Raw genomic sequence first — 14,860 nt, 5'->3', positions numbered from 1 at the left:
GTCAGCAATGACAAACTGCCGCCACGAGAGTCAATGCGCCGTTTACCCGATGATTATTCGATCACGCGCGCCGCTCGCGATGAGATACCTGCCCTGATCCGTGTCGATCTGGCGGCCAGCACGCTATTTGCCGAAACAGGCCTCCTCCCCGAAGAGGCCCTGCACGACCATGTGCCGGAAGAGGTTTTCGAGCAGGCCATCGCCAATGACGACCTGCTCGTCGCGCGGGATCACAAGGGCCGCGCCGTCGGCTTCGCCCTCACGTCCCAGCGCGGCGGCACGCTCTATCTCGACCAGATCAGCGTCAATCCGGCCCATGGCCGCAAGGGCCTCGGCCGCGCCCTGATCGCCCGTCTCGCCAGCGAGGCCAGGGCCCGCAAGCTGAAATGCATCACGCTGTCCACCTTCCGCGATCTCGCCTGGAACGGCCCCTTCTACCGCCGCCTCGGCTTCCGCGAGATTGCCGCCTCCAGAAAGGCCGACTGGATGATCGACCTTGAAAAGGTGCAGGCCACCAGCCTCGACCTGTCCAAGCGCTGCTTCATGATGCGGCGCATTGGCTGGTTGTAGATCGCCCCGATCTGCCGCATCTATCGGCGCATGACCCAGTTTCCCCAGTCCTTCCCCGCCACCCGCATGCGCCGCCTGCGCCAGTCCCCCTGGATCCGCAGCCTCGTTGCCGAAAACACGCTGACGCCCGCCGATCTCGTCTGGGCCATTTTCGTGCATGACGGCGAGGGCCGCGTGCCCGTCGGCAGCCTGCCGGGCATCGACCGGCTCAGCGTCAGGGAAGCCGCCCTCGCGGCCAAGCGCGCCAGCGAGCTGGGCATCCCCGCCATCGCCCTCTTCCCCTATATCGGCCCCGAGGGGAAAGACGAGACAGGCTCCGGCGCGCTGAACCCCGACGGACTCGTCCCCCGCGCCCTGCGCGCCATGAAGGAGGCCGCCCCCGAGATCGGCCTCATCACCGATGTCGCCCTCGATGCCTACACCACCCACGGCCATGACGGCCTGCTCGATGCCGACGGCACCATCCCGAATGATGCCACTGTCGAAAAGCTCTGCATCCAGGCCCTCGCCCATGCCGCTGCCGGCGCCGACATCGTCGCCCCGTCAGACATGATGGACGGCCGCATCGGCGCCATCCGCCAGGCCTTCGACGACGAGGGCTTCACCAACATGATGATCCTTGCCTATGCCGCCAAATATGCGAGCGGCTTCTACGGCCCCTATCGCGACGCCATCGGCTCGGCCAAGTCCCTCAAGGGCGACAAGAAAACCTACCAGCAGGATCCCGCCAACAGCGAGGAAGCCCTGCGCGAAGTCGCGCTCGACCTCGCCGAGGGCGCCGACATGGTCATGGTCAAACCGGGTCTTCCGTATCTGGACATTGTCCACCGCGTCGCCACCACATTCGGCGTCCCCACCCTCGCCTACCAGGTCTCCGGCGAATACGCCCAGATCAAGGCCGCCGCCCTGAACGGCTGGATCGACGGCGACCGCGTCATGATGGAATCCCTCATGTGCTTCAAACGCGCCGGCGCGAGCGGGATTATAACGTACTTCGCGGAAGAAGCGGCGGAGAAGTTGAGCGGGTAAAACGTCATACTTGAACAGGGAGTACACACATTGAAGGTCAACGCACTCGATCACGTCAACATTATAACCGACGACCTTGCCGGAACCGTCCGCTTCTTTGTAGAAATCTTTGATCTCGATGTCCGTGACGCACCGGCGCCACTGCCGCCCGAACATTACCAATGGCTCTATGACGAAAACAACCGCGCCATCTTCCACATCAATTCCAAATCCGCGCCGCAAGCCTTCCAGCGTGAAACACCGGCTGGTCCGGCAACTGGCGCCATCCACCACGTCGCTCTTGCCTGTACTGGTCATGCAGGATTTTCCGCGCGCCTGAAGGAACACAGCATCGACTTCCGGACCAACGACATTCCTTCGGTAAATCTCCGCCAGATTTTCTTCAGCGAGCCGAACGGCGTACTTCTGGAACTGAATTTCTACGGAGACTAAGCTCCTGCGCGGCTTGAATGCATGAGCCTAACGCAACCGTAATGCGCGGCTTCACCTCCGGTTCACACGCGCAGTTCCATCTCATTCCTGCCACGATCCGCCCCTATCCCTCGGCGGTCACATTCAGGAGTCCTCCCATGATCCGCACGCTTTGCCTTGCCCTTGCTGCCACATGCCTCACCGCCGCCCCGGCCCTGGCCGAGGACCGCGCCGACGAGGTCGCCGCCTGCATGGTCGCCAATGCGACAGAGGCCGACATTGCCCAGATGAAACAGCTGATGCTGCTGGCCCTGCAGGAGAAGAAGCAGGAGGCCACCGGCGTGCTCGGCTCGCTGATGATGACGGCCGGCATGAGCGCCGCCGGCAATTGCGGCGTCGGCTTCAACGAGGTCGGCTCGCCCATGTTCGAATACGCCATGCGCGTCTACGGCGAACACCTCGGCACCGTCGTCATGGAACGCTCGCTCGACTTCCTGGAACTGCCGATGGAATAGCGCGGGGCGCTACTCTTCCCGCGCCCCGACAAACAGCGCAATAACCGCGATAAAGCCGCCATACCGGAAGGCCGATCCCAGCACAGGGTCGAGCAGCACCGGTGAGCGCCACAGCTCGAACCATGTCTCCGCAATCACGATCCACCCCGCGAACAGCATGAACATGGCGACACCGCAGCCGGTCAGCGCAAGTGACTTCGCCCTGGCAAAATCCGCGGCATCACCCCTTCGCGCATCCCACATGCGCCACGCCCCCAAAAGGCAGAGGGCGCCGACGCCGATCTTGAAGGTCGTAATCAACAGTGCACCGATCAGTATCACCGCCGGGTTCGACGTCGCCCGCGCACTCGCCGGCACAGTGTCAAATGTCGACATCGACGTTGCCGCTGCAACCGCGCCGGTTGTTCCACCCCAGTCGATGACATTGCCAAGCGCGCCAATAAGCGCCCATGCGGCCACACTCAGGATCAGCAGCATTTTCACGATACGTAACATAACGTCTCCCCCTATTTTTAAAGCAATCTAGGGCGAATACGAAATAGTGCAACAAAAGCCGGAAAGCGGGAGGCCCTCAGGCCGACAGGCTCTGCAAATAGGCCAGCAGCATCTGCAGCGTCAGCTCGCGCGCCCGCTCCGGCGGCTTGCCGATCAGTGTGCTGAGCGACGGCCCGAACAGGCCGACGCCCACCGCCAGCGTCACGCTCAGCAGGATCAGCTCCTCGGCCATCTCGGCCGGCACGCCCGTGTTCGCAATCTTCTTCTGCGCCACTTCCTGCACCGCCTCGCGCACCAGCGTCAGCCGGCTCGTCTCGTCGGTCAGCTCCAGCCACGCCGCCAGCCGCGCCGCGCCGCGCGTCTCGAACGCATCGAACAGCGTTTTCAGCCCCGTCGCCCGCGCCGTCGCGGGCGCGTCGGCAGGCACCTCGATCGCCATGATCGCGTCCACAAGGTCGCCGATCATCCGCTCCATCAGCGCCTTCTGCACCGCATCGATCGAGCCGAAATGGTGCAGCACGGTGGCATTGGCCACGCCTGCCGCCTTGGCCACGTCCGCCAGCCGCAGCGATTGCGGCCCCTGCTGCACCAACAGCGATTCCGCCGCCGACAGGATATTGCTGCGCGACTCCTCGGGAGAGCGGCGAATGCGCGGGGCCGGTTTATTCTTTATTGACATTTTTGTCAGTAGTATCCATCTTGGCTACATGTTCAGTAACGGTTCCGCTCTAAAAAGGCACTAATAACGATGACGAACAAGCGCACACCTGAAGATGTGACGATTCTGCCCCGCGATCTCCATTTCAGCATGGACGGCGCCGACAACGGCCCCTGGCTGGACGGCGACCCGGTTGCCACCGCCATTTTCAACGCCATGTCGCTCACCTTCCCGGATGGCGAGCGCCTCTTCATCGATGCCGTGAAGGCCCATCGCAGTCAGGTCAGCGGCAAGCTGGCGCAGGACGTGAAGGACTTCATCTCCCAGGAAGCGATCCATTCACGCGAGCACCACCTGCTCAACAACAAGATCGACCGCGCGAAATATCCCGTCGACGAGATCGAGGCCGAAATCCGCGAGCGCATTGCCTTCGGCCGCTCCGGCGGTCCGATCCGTATGCTGATGGCAACAATCTGCCTTGAGCATTTCACATCCATGATGGCAGACCTGATGACAGGCCTCGAAATCGACGGCGAGCCGCTCTTCAGCAAGACGGATCCCGCGCTGGAGCGCCTCTGGCGCTGGCACGCAATGGAAGAAACCGAGCACAAGGCCGTCGCCTATGACGTCTTCCTCGAGGCCACCAAGGACTGGCCGCCCTTCCGGCGCTATTTCCGCCGCTGCCTGTCGATGTGCATCATCACGCACCACTTCACCAGCCATGTGGCCGATCATGCGGCCAGATTGCTGGTCGCCGACGGCTACAGCTATGAAGAAGGGCTGCGCGAAGTGAAGGCCTTCCTCTGGAAGAAACCCGCCCTCTTCGGCAAGGGCTGGAAAGTCTGGCTGTCCTGGTTCAAACCCGGCTTCCACCCATGGGACCATGACAACCGCGATGTCATGGCGAAGTGGAAGGAAGAGTTCACCCTGGTCGCCGCCGAATAGGTCCGGCCTAGCTCGCCACGGATTGTGACTAGCGTCGGCCGCGTATTCCGGCGGTTTGCTGGCTTTGCCCGGTCACCCTGGCTGCGCGTTTCGGAAGGCTCGCGCCGGTCCCGTCCTTTGGCTTCGGCAACAGGTCCGGCCAGCCATATTTGTCCCATGCCGCCACGAGGCCGATATGCGTCGCAAAGCGCATGAAATCGGGGTGCTGCCAAACGCTCCGGATCGGATCGACATCTGCCCAGATCAGCATCAGGCTGATCATGTTGGCGGGCGTGATCTGCTTGCCCAGTGTCTTGAACACCATCGGCGCGTTGCCCATCCACACAGCCGGCATCACGATGCTCGGGTCGAACGGATCGTGCAGCGTCGCATGCAGCATTTCCAGAAGCTGGCAATACACGTTGCGGTCTTCTTCCAGCCCGCTGCAAACACCCTTCGCTGCCATCATCCAATAGGCGTCCAGCCCTTCCGCATCCAGCGGCGTACTGCCCACCGGCGGGAAGATCACCGAGTTCATCAAGAGGCGAGTCTGCCAGTATTGCTGCACCGCCAGGTCACGCTCGCCCGCCGTGGCCGTCGCCGTCGCCAGGAACATGGACGGAAAGCCCAGGTCGACCATGCGCTGCCCGGCCGCAATGCTTTCCTCGGCATGTCCAAGGTTGAGATGGGCGATACACAGCATGCCATAGTTGCGCCCATGCACCGGGTCGCGGTCGATCGCCGCCTCGATCAGCGGCAAGGCCTCCGCCGTGCGGCCGCAATAGAGCAGGAACGAACCAAGCCGGACAATCACATCCGGGTTCTCCGGCTCCAGCCGGTAGGCCTCATAGGCAAGGTCCAGGGCGCCGACCGCATCATTCTGCGTCCAGCACTGCAACGCCAGCATCGAGCGCGCATGGCCCTGCGACGGGTCCAGCGCAATCGCCCGGCGCGCGCAGTCTGCCATGATCTCGGTCTCGCCCAGCCTGTCCAGGCAGGGCGTATAGACCACGCTGTAGACATGCGCCTCGGCCAGCGCCGTCCAGCATTCGGCAAAGTTCGGGTCCAGTTCCAGCGCCTGCTCCAGCAGATCGATGGCCTTCGCCAGCAAGCCATCGCCAAACGCACGATTGGTCAGCGCCCGGCCTTGCAGGTAGAGGCCATAGGCCAGCCGGTTATCGGTCATCGGGCGCGGCTTCAGCGCGGGCTGGGCCACGTTCAGCGCCTCGCTCAGGCCAGCCGTCACGGCAGCCGCCACTTCATCGCGCGACACGAACATGTCGCCAACCTTGCCGGCATAGCGGTAGCTCCAGGTCTCGAACCCGGTCTTGCCGTCAATCAGGCAGATGTCGATGCGCACATGCTCGTCCTGATGCTGCACGCTGCCTTCGATCAGGTGGTCGACCCGCAACCGCGCGGCAATATCCGGCAGGATCAATTCGGAATTGCGGAACTGGAAAGACGAGGTGCGCCCCGCCACCATCAGCTCGGGCACCTGCACCAGCCGTGCGATCAGCTCATCCACAAGACCATCGGCGAAATATTCCTGGTCACCATCCTTCGACAGCGACCGGAATGGCAATACGGCCACCCGCGTCTGCCCCGGCTGCGTCGCAATCTTCGCATCCAGCCGGTAGCCGAGCTTTGGCACGGTCGCGATCGCATCGCCCATGCCATGCGGATTGCTCAGCGCCTTGCGCAGGTGCGAAGCGGCCCGCGACAGGCTCTGGTCGCTGCCAAGATCGCCCGGCCACACATTGTCGATCAGGTCAGACCGCAGCCAGAGCTCGCCCGGCCGCCGCGCCATGACAACCAGCAGGGTCATGACCTTTGGCTCCACCTGGCACGTCCCTTTCGGCCCCGACAGGCGCAAGGCTGACGGCGTGACGGTAACGTCACCGATCAGGAAAGGGGCCAGGCCCAGATTTGCGAGCGACGGATCTTCCAATTGCGCGTCCCCCCGGACATTTTTTTGAGGGAGAAATATCCCATAACCCGTATGTACGCACCTCCGAGGGCAGGAGGCCACCCGTTCCTGTGCTTGCAGACGATGCAACCAAAACATTCCTTTGCAGAATTGCTCAACTCAAGGGCAGGAAACCGTCATGCATCCGTCCAGTCAGGGAAGAAATTACGGATCGCATCCGTCCATGAGCAAATAATTCTGATCGATATTTTTAATAAAAAACAGCGCTGCCCCCTGTATTGCGGGCGATTACTTGCCTCTGACCGTCCCTGTAAATCACCCGGCCGACTCGCGCCCCTGCCCGGATTTCACGCGCATTCCGGATTCCCGCCCTGCCTCGCGCGGCGGAGATTGCGCCCGTCACACACTTTGCCTACCACTGGGGCAAGTCCACGAACGGAGAGCCACATGACGATTCGCCATACCCGCCTCACCCTTGCTGCCCTTGCCGGCCTTGCCCTGCTTGGCGCCTGCGGCTCGGGCGACGCCCCGGCCGCTCCGGCAGCCGAAACCGCCACGGTCCTCGACAATGGCATGACGGTCTCCGAAGTCGTCGACGCCCGCCAAACTCACCTGAAAGCCGTCGGCAAGGCCTTCAAGACCATCAGCGACAATCTCAAGGCCAGCGAGCCCGACATGGCCGCCATCCAGGCGGCCGCCGCCAGCGTGCCGACCGAGACCGCCGACATGGGCGATTGGTTCCCCGAAGGCTCCGGCCCGGCTTCCGGCGTGAAGACTGATGCCCTCCCCGCCATCTGGGAAAACAAGGCGGACTTCGATTCCAAGATCGCCGATTTCCACGCCGCCTCTGCCACACTGGCCTCTACCGCCGAGGCGGGCGACATCGCCGCCATCAGCGAGGCCTTCAAGGCCACCGGCGCCACCTGCAAGTCCTGCCACGAAACCTATCGCGCAGACGACTAGCGCCTGATGACGGCCCCCGGCAAGCGCGTCCTCGTCTGGGACTGGACGATCCGTCTGTTCCACTGGCTCATCGTGGTCGGCGTCGCCACCATGTGGTGGACGGCCGAACAGGGCATGATGGACTGGCACAGGCGGGTCGGCCTCGTCCTGCTCGGCCTCCTCGCCTATCGCCTTGTCTGGGGCACGATTGGTCCGGGAACGGTCCGGCTGTCCCGCCTCGTGCCCTCGCCGGGCGCCCTTGTTGCCTATGTCCGTGACCTGCTGGGCCGGCGCCACACCCCGCATGCGGGCCACAATCCCGTCGGCTCGCTCAGCGTCATCGCCATGCTGCTCGCCCTCGTCACGCAGGTCTCGACCGGCCTCTTTTCTGTCGATGTGGACGGCCTCGAATCCGGCCCGCTCGCCAGCAAGGTCTCCTTCGAAACAGGCCGCTTCTTCGCCGAAATCCACGAGACGAGCTTCAACGTCCTCCTCGCCCTGATCGCCCTCCACGTCGTGGCGATCGCCGCCTATTACCTTGTCTTCCGGGACAATCTCGTCAGCCCCATGCTCACCGGCCGGCGCAGCGAGGCGGACTTCGCGCCACACGTTCCCACCGATTCCCGCGCGTCCTGGCTCCGCGTCATCCTCTCGGCCGCGCTCGCCTTAGGGGCCGTCAGCGCCGTCTGGTTCACCGGCAACTGAAATGCATCGAAGGGGCGCCCGTGCGAGCGCCCCTTCTTTTCGGGCCGGAACAGTTGAGGTCGGGTTGGAGAACCCTAGTTCCGGCTTGCGAGCTCGAGTTTTGTTTCGGGCAGGGTGCGCCCCTCGTGATAGGCGATCAGCGCGTCCATTTTCGTGGCGGCCACCGCGTCGGTCATCAGATGCTCGCGGCAGAGTTTCTCGATCTGCACGCGTGCTGCGATGCCGCCCACCATGCGGCTTTCGACACGGCAGGCCTTCTTCGCCGTTTTCTCGAAGTTCGCATAAGTGACATCAACGGGGGCGTCGGGGGTGAATTCAAAATCGGCAATGAATGTTTCATCTGCCGACGCCGCGCCCGTCAGGGCGACAAGGGCGGAAGCGGCGATCAATGTTTTGAAGAGGCTGGGCATGAGACAAGTTTCCTGAGTGCGTGTTGACAGTTCCTTTGCTGTCTCGCCACTCTCACCCATCAGTAAATCCTTGTCCGGAAGTCTGCCTGATTTCCATCTGACGGAAAGTTGACGCACCTGTTTTCGCTACAATTTTTATTTATTTTGACAGATCACGGCGCAATATTTTTTTGGAAAAAATGATCCGAGTCCGGGCAATCGCGACAATGAGGCGGCCTTTCCCACACGTACATGCCCGCATCCTGCAAGGCCCACGGGCCGTGCCTCAAAACTTGTCCACCCCCCTCTGGACCCGGCCTAGAATGCACGCATGGATCTTCCCGCCCGCGCCCGTGTATATGCCTTCGTGTATCCGCTCTGCTGGCCATGGCTATGGTTCCAGCTCTGGCGCCTTGGGACGTGGATACAGTCCACCAAGCGCGACGTGCTCTTCCGCGTCGATCGCTTCGGCAATCTCCATGTGGACTTCATCAGCGACGCCCCGCGCGATCCCTCACGCTATACTTACGAGGCCCCGTCCGTGCCCGCATGGGCCGCGCCCGGCCTCGCATCCGACATGCCTGAAACCGTCGCGGCTGTGGCCCGGCCTGCGCGTCCGGCGCCCGTCCTGCCTCTCTGCGAATGGCATCTGATTCCGGCCCGCCAGGCGCCCGACACGTCCTGACGCCTCCCTGCCTGCCAAACCCCATACTCACGCAACCGGATGGCCTCGCCATGCCGGCCGCATGTGCTGGTCGTCATGTCAGTCGGTGAAGCGACCGAAGTGAGCTGACCACTGCGAATGATCGCAGTGGTCACCGTGGCGCGGGCTATCGGTCCCGATCCACAGCGGTGCGTCCCCTTAACCAGCTCATTCCGTTCGGCGCTCACTCACGCCTCCCGCCGCCTATCCCCAGGCAGGCAGAAGCAAGGAATCCCCCTTGCGAAACGCCTGTCCAGCTCGGCCTTGACGGGCATCCGAACCGGATGGGCGATCAGGGATTATTTCCGCAAATCCGAATCCGGGATTGTATAAATTCGCCATCCTGTTCAACTTGCATCAGAACCAGGACGGGCATCAGGCCTGCGAGAGGGAGCGTATACCCATGATGCAGTTCGAATATGTCCTCCCCCGCGCCGATATCCGCGCCCTTGTCGGCAGCTATTATGACACCACCATCCCCGTCGGCTTCGACGATGTCATGCGCGCCGAAATCGCCAATGTCCGCTTCGTCATCCGGGGCGCCGTCCGCACCAACATGAACGGCAAGCCGGAAACGTTTCCCGCCGGCTCGGCCCTGCTCTGCGGCCCGACCTATAAATGGTGCAGTGTCGGCTTTGACGATGACACGCTCATCTTCGGCGCTGCGGTCACGCCGCTCGGCTGGGCCCGCATGCTGGGCATTCCTGCGGACACGCTGGCAGACCGCACCGTGCCGTTCGCCGACCATGTGCCACCGGAATGCCTGCACCATATCCAGCCCGTCTTCGACGCCCCCGATGCCGCCAGCCGCGCGGCCGCCGCCGACACGCTCTTCGCCGCGCTGGACGATCCCGCCCGCCGCGTCCACGAGGAATTCCTCGCCCTCGCCACCCGATGGATCACCGATCCCGAGCCCAACGAACTGGAAGACCTCCTAGCCGCCACCGACATCTCGGCCCGCCAGGTCGAGCGCCTCTGCAAGCTCTATTTCGGCAGCGCGCCCAAGCGCCTCCACCGCAAGTTCCGCGCCCTCCACTCCGCCAATCGCCTGACCTGGCAGGAACTGACAGACTGGCGCGACATCGCCACCACGGCCTATTTCGACCAGTCGCACTTCATTCGCGAGTTCAAGCATTTCAACGGCCGCACACCCAGCGAGTTCATAAAGGGCGCGCACCTCCTCGTCCGCCAGACCCTGAAGGAACGCCTCCAGATCGCCCATGAATCCCCCTTCAGCCTCGTCGGGTAAGGCAGGCCGCGACGTGCAAACCGAATACGATTACATCATAGTCGGCGCGGGTTCCGCCGGCTGCGTCGTCGCCAACCGCCTCTCCGCATCGGGCAGGCATAGCGTCCTCCTGCTGGAGGCAGGCGGCGCCGACAACTGGATCTGGTTCCACATTCCCGTCGGCTATCTCTTCGCCATCGGCAATCCGCGCGCCGACTGGATGTTCGAGACTGTGGCCGAACCCGGCCTGAATGGCCGCGCCCTCGCCTATCCGCGCGGCAAGGTGCTCGGCGGCTCGTCCGCCATCAATGCCATGATCTCGATGCGCGGTCAGGCTGCCGACTATGACCATTGGGCGAGCCTTGGCCTGCCCGGCTGGAGCTGGTCGGATGTCCTCCCCGTCTTCCGCCGCATCGAGGATCATTTCCTCGGCGACAGCGACCATCACGCCACTGGCGGCGAGTGGCGTGTCGAGGCCCCGCGCGTCACCTGGCCCATCCTCGACGCCGTGCGCAGCGCCGCCAGCGACATGGGCGTGCCGGCCGTGCCGGACTTCAACACAGGCGACAATGAAGGCTCCTCCTATTTCCATGTGAACCAGAAACGGGGCCTCCGCTGGTCCGCTGCGCGCGGCTTCCTGCGGCCCGCCCGCAAACGGCCGAACCTCCGCGTCGAGACCGGCTGCCTCGCCGACCGCCTCGTCATGGACGGCACCCGCGCCGTCGGCATCGAGTATATCCAGAACGGCGCCCGCCACACCGCCCGCTGCCGCGCCGAGGTCATCGTCTCGGCCGGTGCCATCGGTTCGGTCCAGATCCTCCAGCGCTCCGGCATCGGCCCCGGCGCCGCGCTCCAGTCCGCGGGCATCCAAACCCGCATCGACCGCCCCGGCCTTGGCCGCAACCTGCAGGACCATCTGCAGCAGCGCGCCATCTATGCCGTCACCGGCGCCCGCACCCTGAACGAGACCTACCACTCCCTGCCCCGCCGCGCCCTGATGGGCCTCGACTATGCCCTGCGCCAGCGCGGCCCGCTCACCATGGCCCCGTCGCAGCTCGGCATCTTCACGCGTTCCGATCCCTCACAGGCCCGCGCCAATCTCGAATTCCACGTCCAGCCCCTCTCGCTCGACAAGTTCGGCTCGCCGCTCCACCGCACGCCCGCCATCACCGTCAGCGCCTGCAACCTGCGCCCCACTTCGCGCGGCGAGGTCCGCGTCCCCTCCGCTGACCCACACGCCAGGCCCGTCATCGCGCCAAACTATCTCGCGACCGAAGACGACCGCCGTGTCGCCGCCGACGCCATCCGCGTCACCCGCCGCCTCATGGCACAGCCCTCGCTCGCGCCCTACGGCCCCGCCGAAATCCTGCCCGGCCCCGCCGTTGGTGATGACGACGCATCACTCGCCCGCGCTGCAGGCGACATCGGCACGACCATCTTCCATCCCGTCGGCACCGCCCGCATGGGCCGCCCGGATGATCCGCTCGCCGTCACCGACAGCGACCTGCGCGTCATCGGCACCACGGGCCTGCGTGTCATCGACGCCTCGGTCATGCCGACCATCACGTCCGGCAACACGAACACGCCCACCATCATGATCGCCGACAAGGTCTCGCGGCAGATGGTCGGCTGATTGTCGCAACGGCAGGGTGGCGAGCCCGCCCCGATATGCCTAAACAGGCACAATAAAATAAGGGAGCTTCCAGATGGAATTCGATGACGTGATCATGGGCCGGCGCAGCATTCGCGGCTACCAGAAGAAACCCGTTCCCAAGGCCCTGATCCGCGAGGTGCTTGAACTCGCGATGCGCGCGCCCACCTCGCTCAACACCCAGCCCTGGAACTTCTACGTCGTCGCCGGTGACGTCCTCGACAAGATCCGCGAAGGCAATGTCGAACGCAACCTTGCCGGCGTGCCCGACAGTCGCGAATTTCGCATGGGCCCCGGCTATGAAGGCGTCCACCGCGAGCGCCAGATCGGCATCGCCATCCAGCTCTTCGAAGCCATGGGCATCGAGCGTCACGACAAGGAAAAGCGCCATGACTGGGTGCTGCGCGGCTTCCGCCAGTTCGACGCGCCGGTCTCCATCGTCATCACCTATGACAAGTCCATTCAGGGCAGCGACATCGCGCCCTTCGACTGCGGCGGCGTGGTCAACTGCCTCGTCAACGCCGCATGGTCCAGGGGCCTTGGCTGTGTGATCAACTCGCAGGGCATCATGCAGAGCCCCGTCGTGCGCGAACATGCCGGCATCCCCGACGATCAGGTCATCCAGACCTGCGTCGCCATGGGCTGGCCAGACGACAGCTTCCCCGCCAACGCCGTCGTCTCAACCCGCAAGTCCGTCGACGAAGCGGCCGTGTTCCGGGGCTTTGACGACTAGCGCGGACGCTAGTTGCAGGACTGGCCAGAGCCGCAGAGATAGCTGCCAGTACGGCCGCTATTGTAGGCATCGCGCGAGCTCTGGCGGGCCGCCTCCATGATGTCATACTGGCTGGTATCTGCTGCGGCCGATGAGCCGCTCGACGAGCCTGAATAGGCCGGGCCGTACTGCACCGTCCGGTTCGATGGCGGCTTCAGTTTCCAGATCCGGTTGCCGCAATAGGCGGCCTGCCAGTTGTCCGCCCAGTACATGCAGGACTCGGCCATCTCGAGCGTGACCAGGTTTTCATAGCCCGCATCCATCGTCGCCTTGATGGCCTCGGGCAGGAAACGGGGTTCGATATAGGCAAGGTCCAGTGCGCGGTAATAGTCTCCCCTTGCCAGGAGGGATCTGATCTCCCCATGCTTGGCCTCGAGCGCCTTCTCCTGGGCCTCGCGGCGCGCCACGATCGCTGCCTGCTCAGCCTCCTTCTTGCGAAGTTCCGAGGCGGCAATCCTGTCCTGCTTGTCAGCGATCAGTTTCCCCAGATGGGCATGCACGGCGCGGCGTCCCTCAACCGTCATGGCCTGCGCAACGAATTCGCGCGCCGCGTCCATGTCCTCCAGCCGTTCCGGGTTGGCGCGGAAGTACCAGCCGTCAGCGAAACCGGCCTGCACCACGTTCACATCGACGGTCCCATCGGGCCCCACGCAATAAATGCCACTGTATATGGCGAGCTCCGGATCGGGGTCATTGCGAACCTCGTCGGGTATGTAGATCGGATAGATCTCGCTATAGGCTGCCCATGATTTCGAAGCCGCGGCATGATGCGGATTCAGATAGTTGAAATAATAGGTCGACCTTTCCGGCTTGTAGGCCGCGCTCCAGGTATCGATGGAATACATGTAGCTGCGCCAGTCGGGCTTGAGCACGGCAAGGCGCTCGCCCTTCGGCGTGTTCCACACGGCGACCATGAAGCCATCCTTGTAGGCTTCCAGCGGATGTTCCCTGGTGCCGGTCGTCACGCCGAGGCCAACCGGGCGCACACCGAGAAAATCCGGATTGTTCTCCTGCGCGTTTCTCATGGCTGACAGTGACATTTCATCCTCGACCGGCAGATAGAGCTGCTTTTCGGCATCCAGCACATACATCGCCTGCTTGAACGGGTAGGTCACCTCCAGTGTCGATGCGACACGCGGCTGGACATTCTTTGTCGAAGCCGGGTCACTGACGACCACGAAATCATAGGCCGATCCGTCCGCCTTGTAGCGGCGCACGAAGAAATCCTGATGCATCGTCACCTTGACCGGAGGCTCGCCAAGCGTCGCGGCTGGCACGACATTGTCGATCGGCGCGCGCAGCGAGAATTCCTGCTCGAACGCGTTCCAGCTGAGAAGGCGGATCGTCTGGCTCGTGCCATTGTCGGCGGTGACAAGATAATAGAGCTCATCGCCATAGAGATTGACGAGATCGGTCACTTCCTCATCCACGATATGGGTGATTGCAATCTCGCCATCGTCGAGCTGCTTGAGCTTGCCGTTCGACAGGCGCAGCACATACCAGGTCTCCGTCCCCGGTGCCCGCACCAGCATCTGGTCTGTGTTCAGCGGAAAAAGGCCGGACCATTCCGGTTTGACCACCCAGTCGCCATCCTTCTTCGAGCTGCCATTGGCGCTCTTGTAATAGATGCCGTAGAGGTCAGTGCCGGCGCGGGCGGTGCCCTTCTTGACCTTGGTGTCGGCGCTCACCGTGTAGCGCGCATAATGGAAGGGCACTGCGTCGCCGCGCTCCAGTCCCCATTTCTTCTTCGCCTCCCACCCGACCAGCACTTTTCCGATCGGCGACAGGGCGCTCAGTGTACCATTCTTCGGCGCCTTCAATGGCACACCCGGATCAAGCGCGACTTGCGCTACGGGAGGCGTCCCTGGCTCCTGGGCAATCGCGGTTGCAAACATCCCCATGGCGAGCGCCAGCCACATCGCCCCAATCATCCGGATCATG

At 63.5% G+C, this 14,860-nt stretch carries 16 protein-coding genes; 11 read left to right on the top strand and 5 right to left on the bottom strand.

All coding sequences use genetic code 11. The features are described from left to right. The first annotated feature begins 33 nt into the window (after positions 1-33). From HY30_RS19010 to HY30_RS03270, 4 genes are all read left to right on the top strand, one after another. The gene (locus HY30_RS19010; protein WP_051614739.1) at positions 34-570 is read left to right on the top strand and encodes a GNAT family N-acetyltransferase; all 537 of its coding nucleotides are present in this window, start codon (positions 34-36) and stop codon (positions 568-570) included. Between the two features lie 30 nt (positions 571-600). Further along, positions 601-1,599, top strand: a complete 999-nt coding sequence (hemB, locus tag HY30_RS03280) for a porphobilinogen synthase (protein WP_034737062.1) — start codon at positions 601-603, stop codon at positions 1,597-1,599. 30 nt (positions 1,600-1,629) lie between these two features. Further along, a complete protein-coding gene (locus HY30_RS03275; RefSeq protein WP_034737061.1) occupies positions 1,630-2,031 on the top strand; it encodes a VOC family protein in 402 nt (133 codons plus the stop codon). Between the two features lie 137 nt (positions 2,032-2,168). After that, positions 2,169-2,525, top strand: a complete 357-nt coding sequence (locus HY30_RS03270) for a hypothetical protein (RefSeq protein ID WP_034737059.1) — start codon at positions 2,169-2,171, stop codon at positions 2,523-2,525. Positions 2,526-2,534: 9 nt separating this feature from the next. On the opposite strand, the gene HY30_RS03265 is transcribed toward HY30_RS03270, so the two are convergent. Together HY30_RS03265 and HY30_RS03260 are read right to left on the bottom strand one after the other, a co-directional pair. Continuing rightward, on the bottom strand, positions 2,535-3,020 hold the full coding sequence (locus HY30_RS03265) for a DUF2165 family protein (RefSeq protein WP_034737058.1): 486 nt from the start codon (positions 3,018-3,020) through the stop codon (positions 2,535-2,537). 76 nt (positions 3,021-3,096) lie between these two features. Then, positions 3,097-3,699: a TetR/AcrR family transcriptional regulator gene (locus tag HY30_RS03260; protein WP_034737057.1), complete on the bottom strand. Its 603-nt coding sequence runs from the start codon at positions 3,697-3,699 to the stop codon at positions 3,097-3,099. A gap of 69 nt (positions 3,700-3,768) precedes the next feature. Here HY30_RS03260 and HY30_RS03255 point away from each other — a divergent pair, with 69 nt between their 5' ends. Next, complete coding sequence (locus tag HY30_RS03255) at positions 3,769-4,623, top strand: metal-dependent hydrolase (RefSeq protein ID WP_034737056.1); 855 nt, start codon at positions 3,769-3,771, stop codon at positions 4,621-4,623. Positions 4,624-4,651: 28 nt separating this feature from the next. Here the strand turns inward: HY30_RS03255 and HY30_RS03250 are convergent, their stop codons facing one another. Next, positions 4,652-6,550 (bottom strand): winged helix-turn-helix domain-containing tetratricopeptide repeat protein, encoded by a 1,899-nt coding sequence (locus HY30_RS03250; RefSeq protein ID WP_034737055.1) that lies wholly within the window; start codon positions 6,548-6,550, stop codon positions 4,652-4,654. 426 nt (positions 6,551-6,976) lie between these two features. Here HY30_RS03250 and HY30_RS19930 point away from each other — a divergent pair, with 426 nt between their 5' ends. Further along, positions 6,977-7,492, top strand: a complete 516-nt coding sequence (locus tag HY30_RS19930; RefSeq protein WP_034737054.1) for a c-type cytochrome — start codon at positions 6,977-6,979, stop codon at positions 7,490-7,492. Positions 7,493-7,498: 6 nt separating this feature from the next. Further along, positions 7,499-8,176 carry a cytochrome b/b6 domain-containing protein gene (locus tag HY30_RS03240; RefSeq protein WP_051614737.1) on the top strand — a complete coding sequence of 226 codons (678 nt, stop codon included), beginning with the start codon at positions 7,499-7,501 and terminating at the stop codon, positions 8,174-8,176. Positions 8,177-8,250: 74 nt separating this feature from the next. On the opposite strand, the gene HY30_RS03235 is transcribed toward HY30_RS03240, so the two are convergent. Further along, positions 8,251-8,586 (bottom strand): hypothetical protein, encoded by a 336-nt coding sequence (locus tag HY30_RS03235; RefSeq protein ID WP_034737053.1) that lies wholly within the window; start codon positions 8,584-8,586, stop codon positions 8,251-8,253. A gap of 310 nt (positions 8,587-8,896) precedes the next feature. Between HY30_RS03235 and HY30_RS03230 the strand changes: the two genes are divergently transcribed. The 4 genes from HY30_RS03230 to HY30_RS03215 all read left to right on the top strand — a co-directional run bounded on the left by HY30_RS03230 (position 8,897) and on the right by HY30_RS03215 (position 12,880). Next, a complete protein-coding gene (locus HY30_RS03230) occupies positions 8,897-9,250 on the top strand; it encodes a hypothetical protein (RefSeq protein WP_034737052.1) in 354 nt (117 codons plus the stop codon). Positions 9,251-9,671: 421 nt separating this feature from the next. Further along, positions 9,672-10,517 (top strand): helix-turn-helix domain-containing protein, encoded by an 846-nt coding sequence (locus tag HY30_RS03225; protein WP_034737051.1) that lies wholly within the window; start codon positions 9,672-9,674, stop codon positions 10,515-10,517. After that, a complete protein-coding gene (locus HY30_RS03220) occupies positions 10,489-12,129 on the top strand; it encodes a GMC family oxidoreductase (RefSeq protein WP_051614735.1) in 1,641 nt (546 codons plus the stop codon). The genes HY30_RS03225 and HY30_RS03220 overlap by 29 nt, the downstream gene beginning before the upstream one ends. A gap of 73 nt (positions 12,130-12,202) precedes the next feature. Next, positions 12,203-12,880: a nitroreductase gene (locus tag HY30_RS03215; RefSeq protein WP_034737049.1), complete on the top strand. Its 678-nt coding sequence runs from the start codon at positions 12,203-12,205 to the stop codon at positions 12,878-12,880. Positions 12,881-12,888: 8 nt separating this feature from the next. On the opposite strand, the gene HY30_RS03210 is transcribed toward HY30_RS03215, so the two are convergent. Next, positions 12,889-14,859 (bottom strand): cell envelope integrity TolA family protein, encoded by a 1,971-nt coding sequence (locus tag HY30_RS03210; RefSeq protein ID WP_155839229.1) that lies wholly within the window; start codon positions 14,857-14,859, stop codon positions 12,889-12,891. Between the last annotated feature and the right edge of the window lies 1 nt (position 14,860).

The organism is Hyphomonas chukchiensis (genome assembly GCF_000682695.1).
Taxonomy (GTDB): domain Bacteria; phylum Pseudomonadota; class Alphaproteobacteria; order Caulobacterales; family Hyphomonadaceae; genus Hyphomonas; species Hyphomonas chukchiensis.
This window is presented reverse-complemented; position numbering and strand designations above follow the sequence as displayed.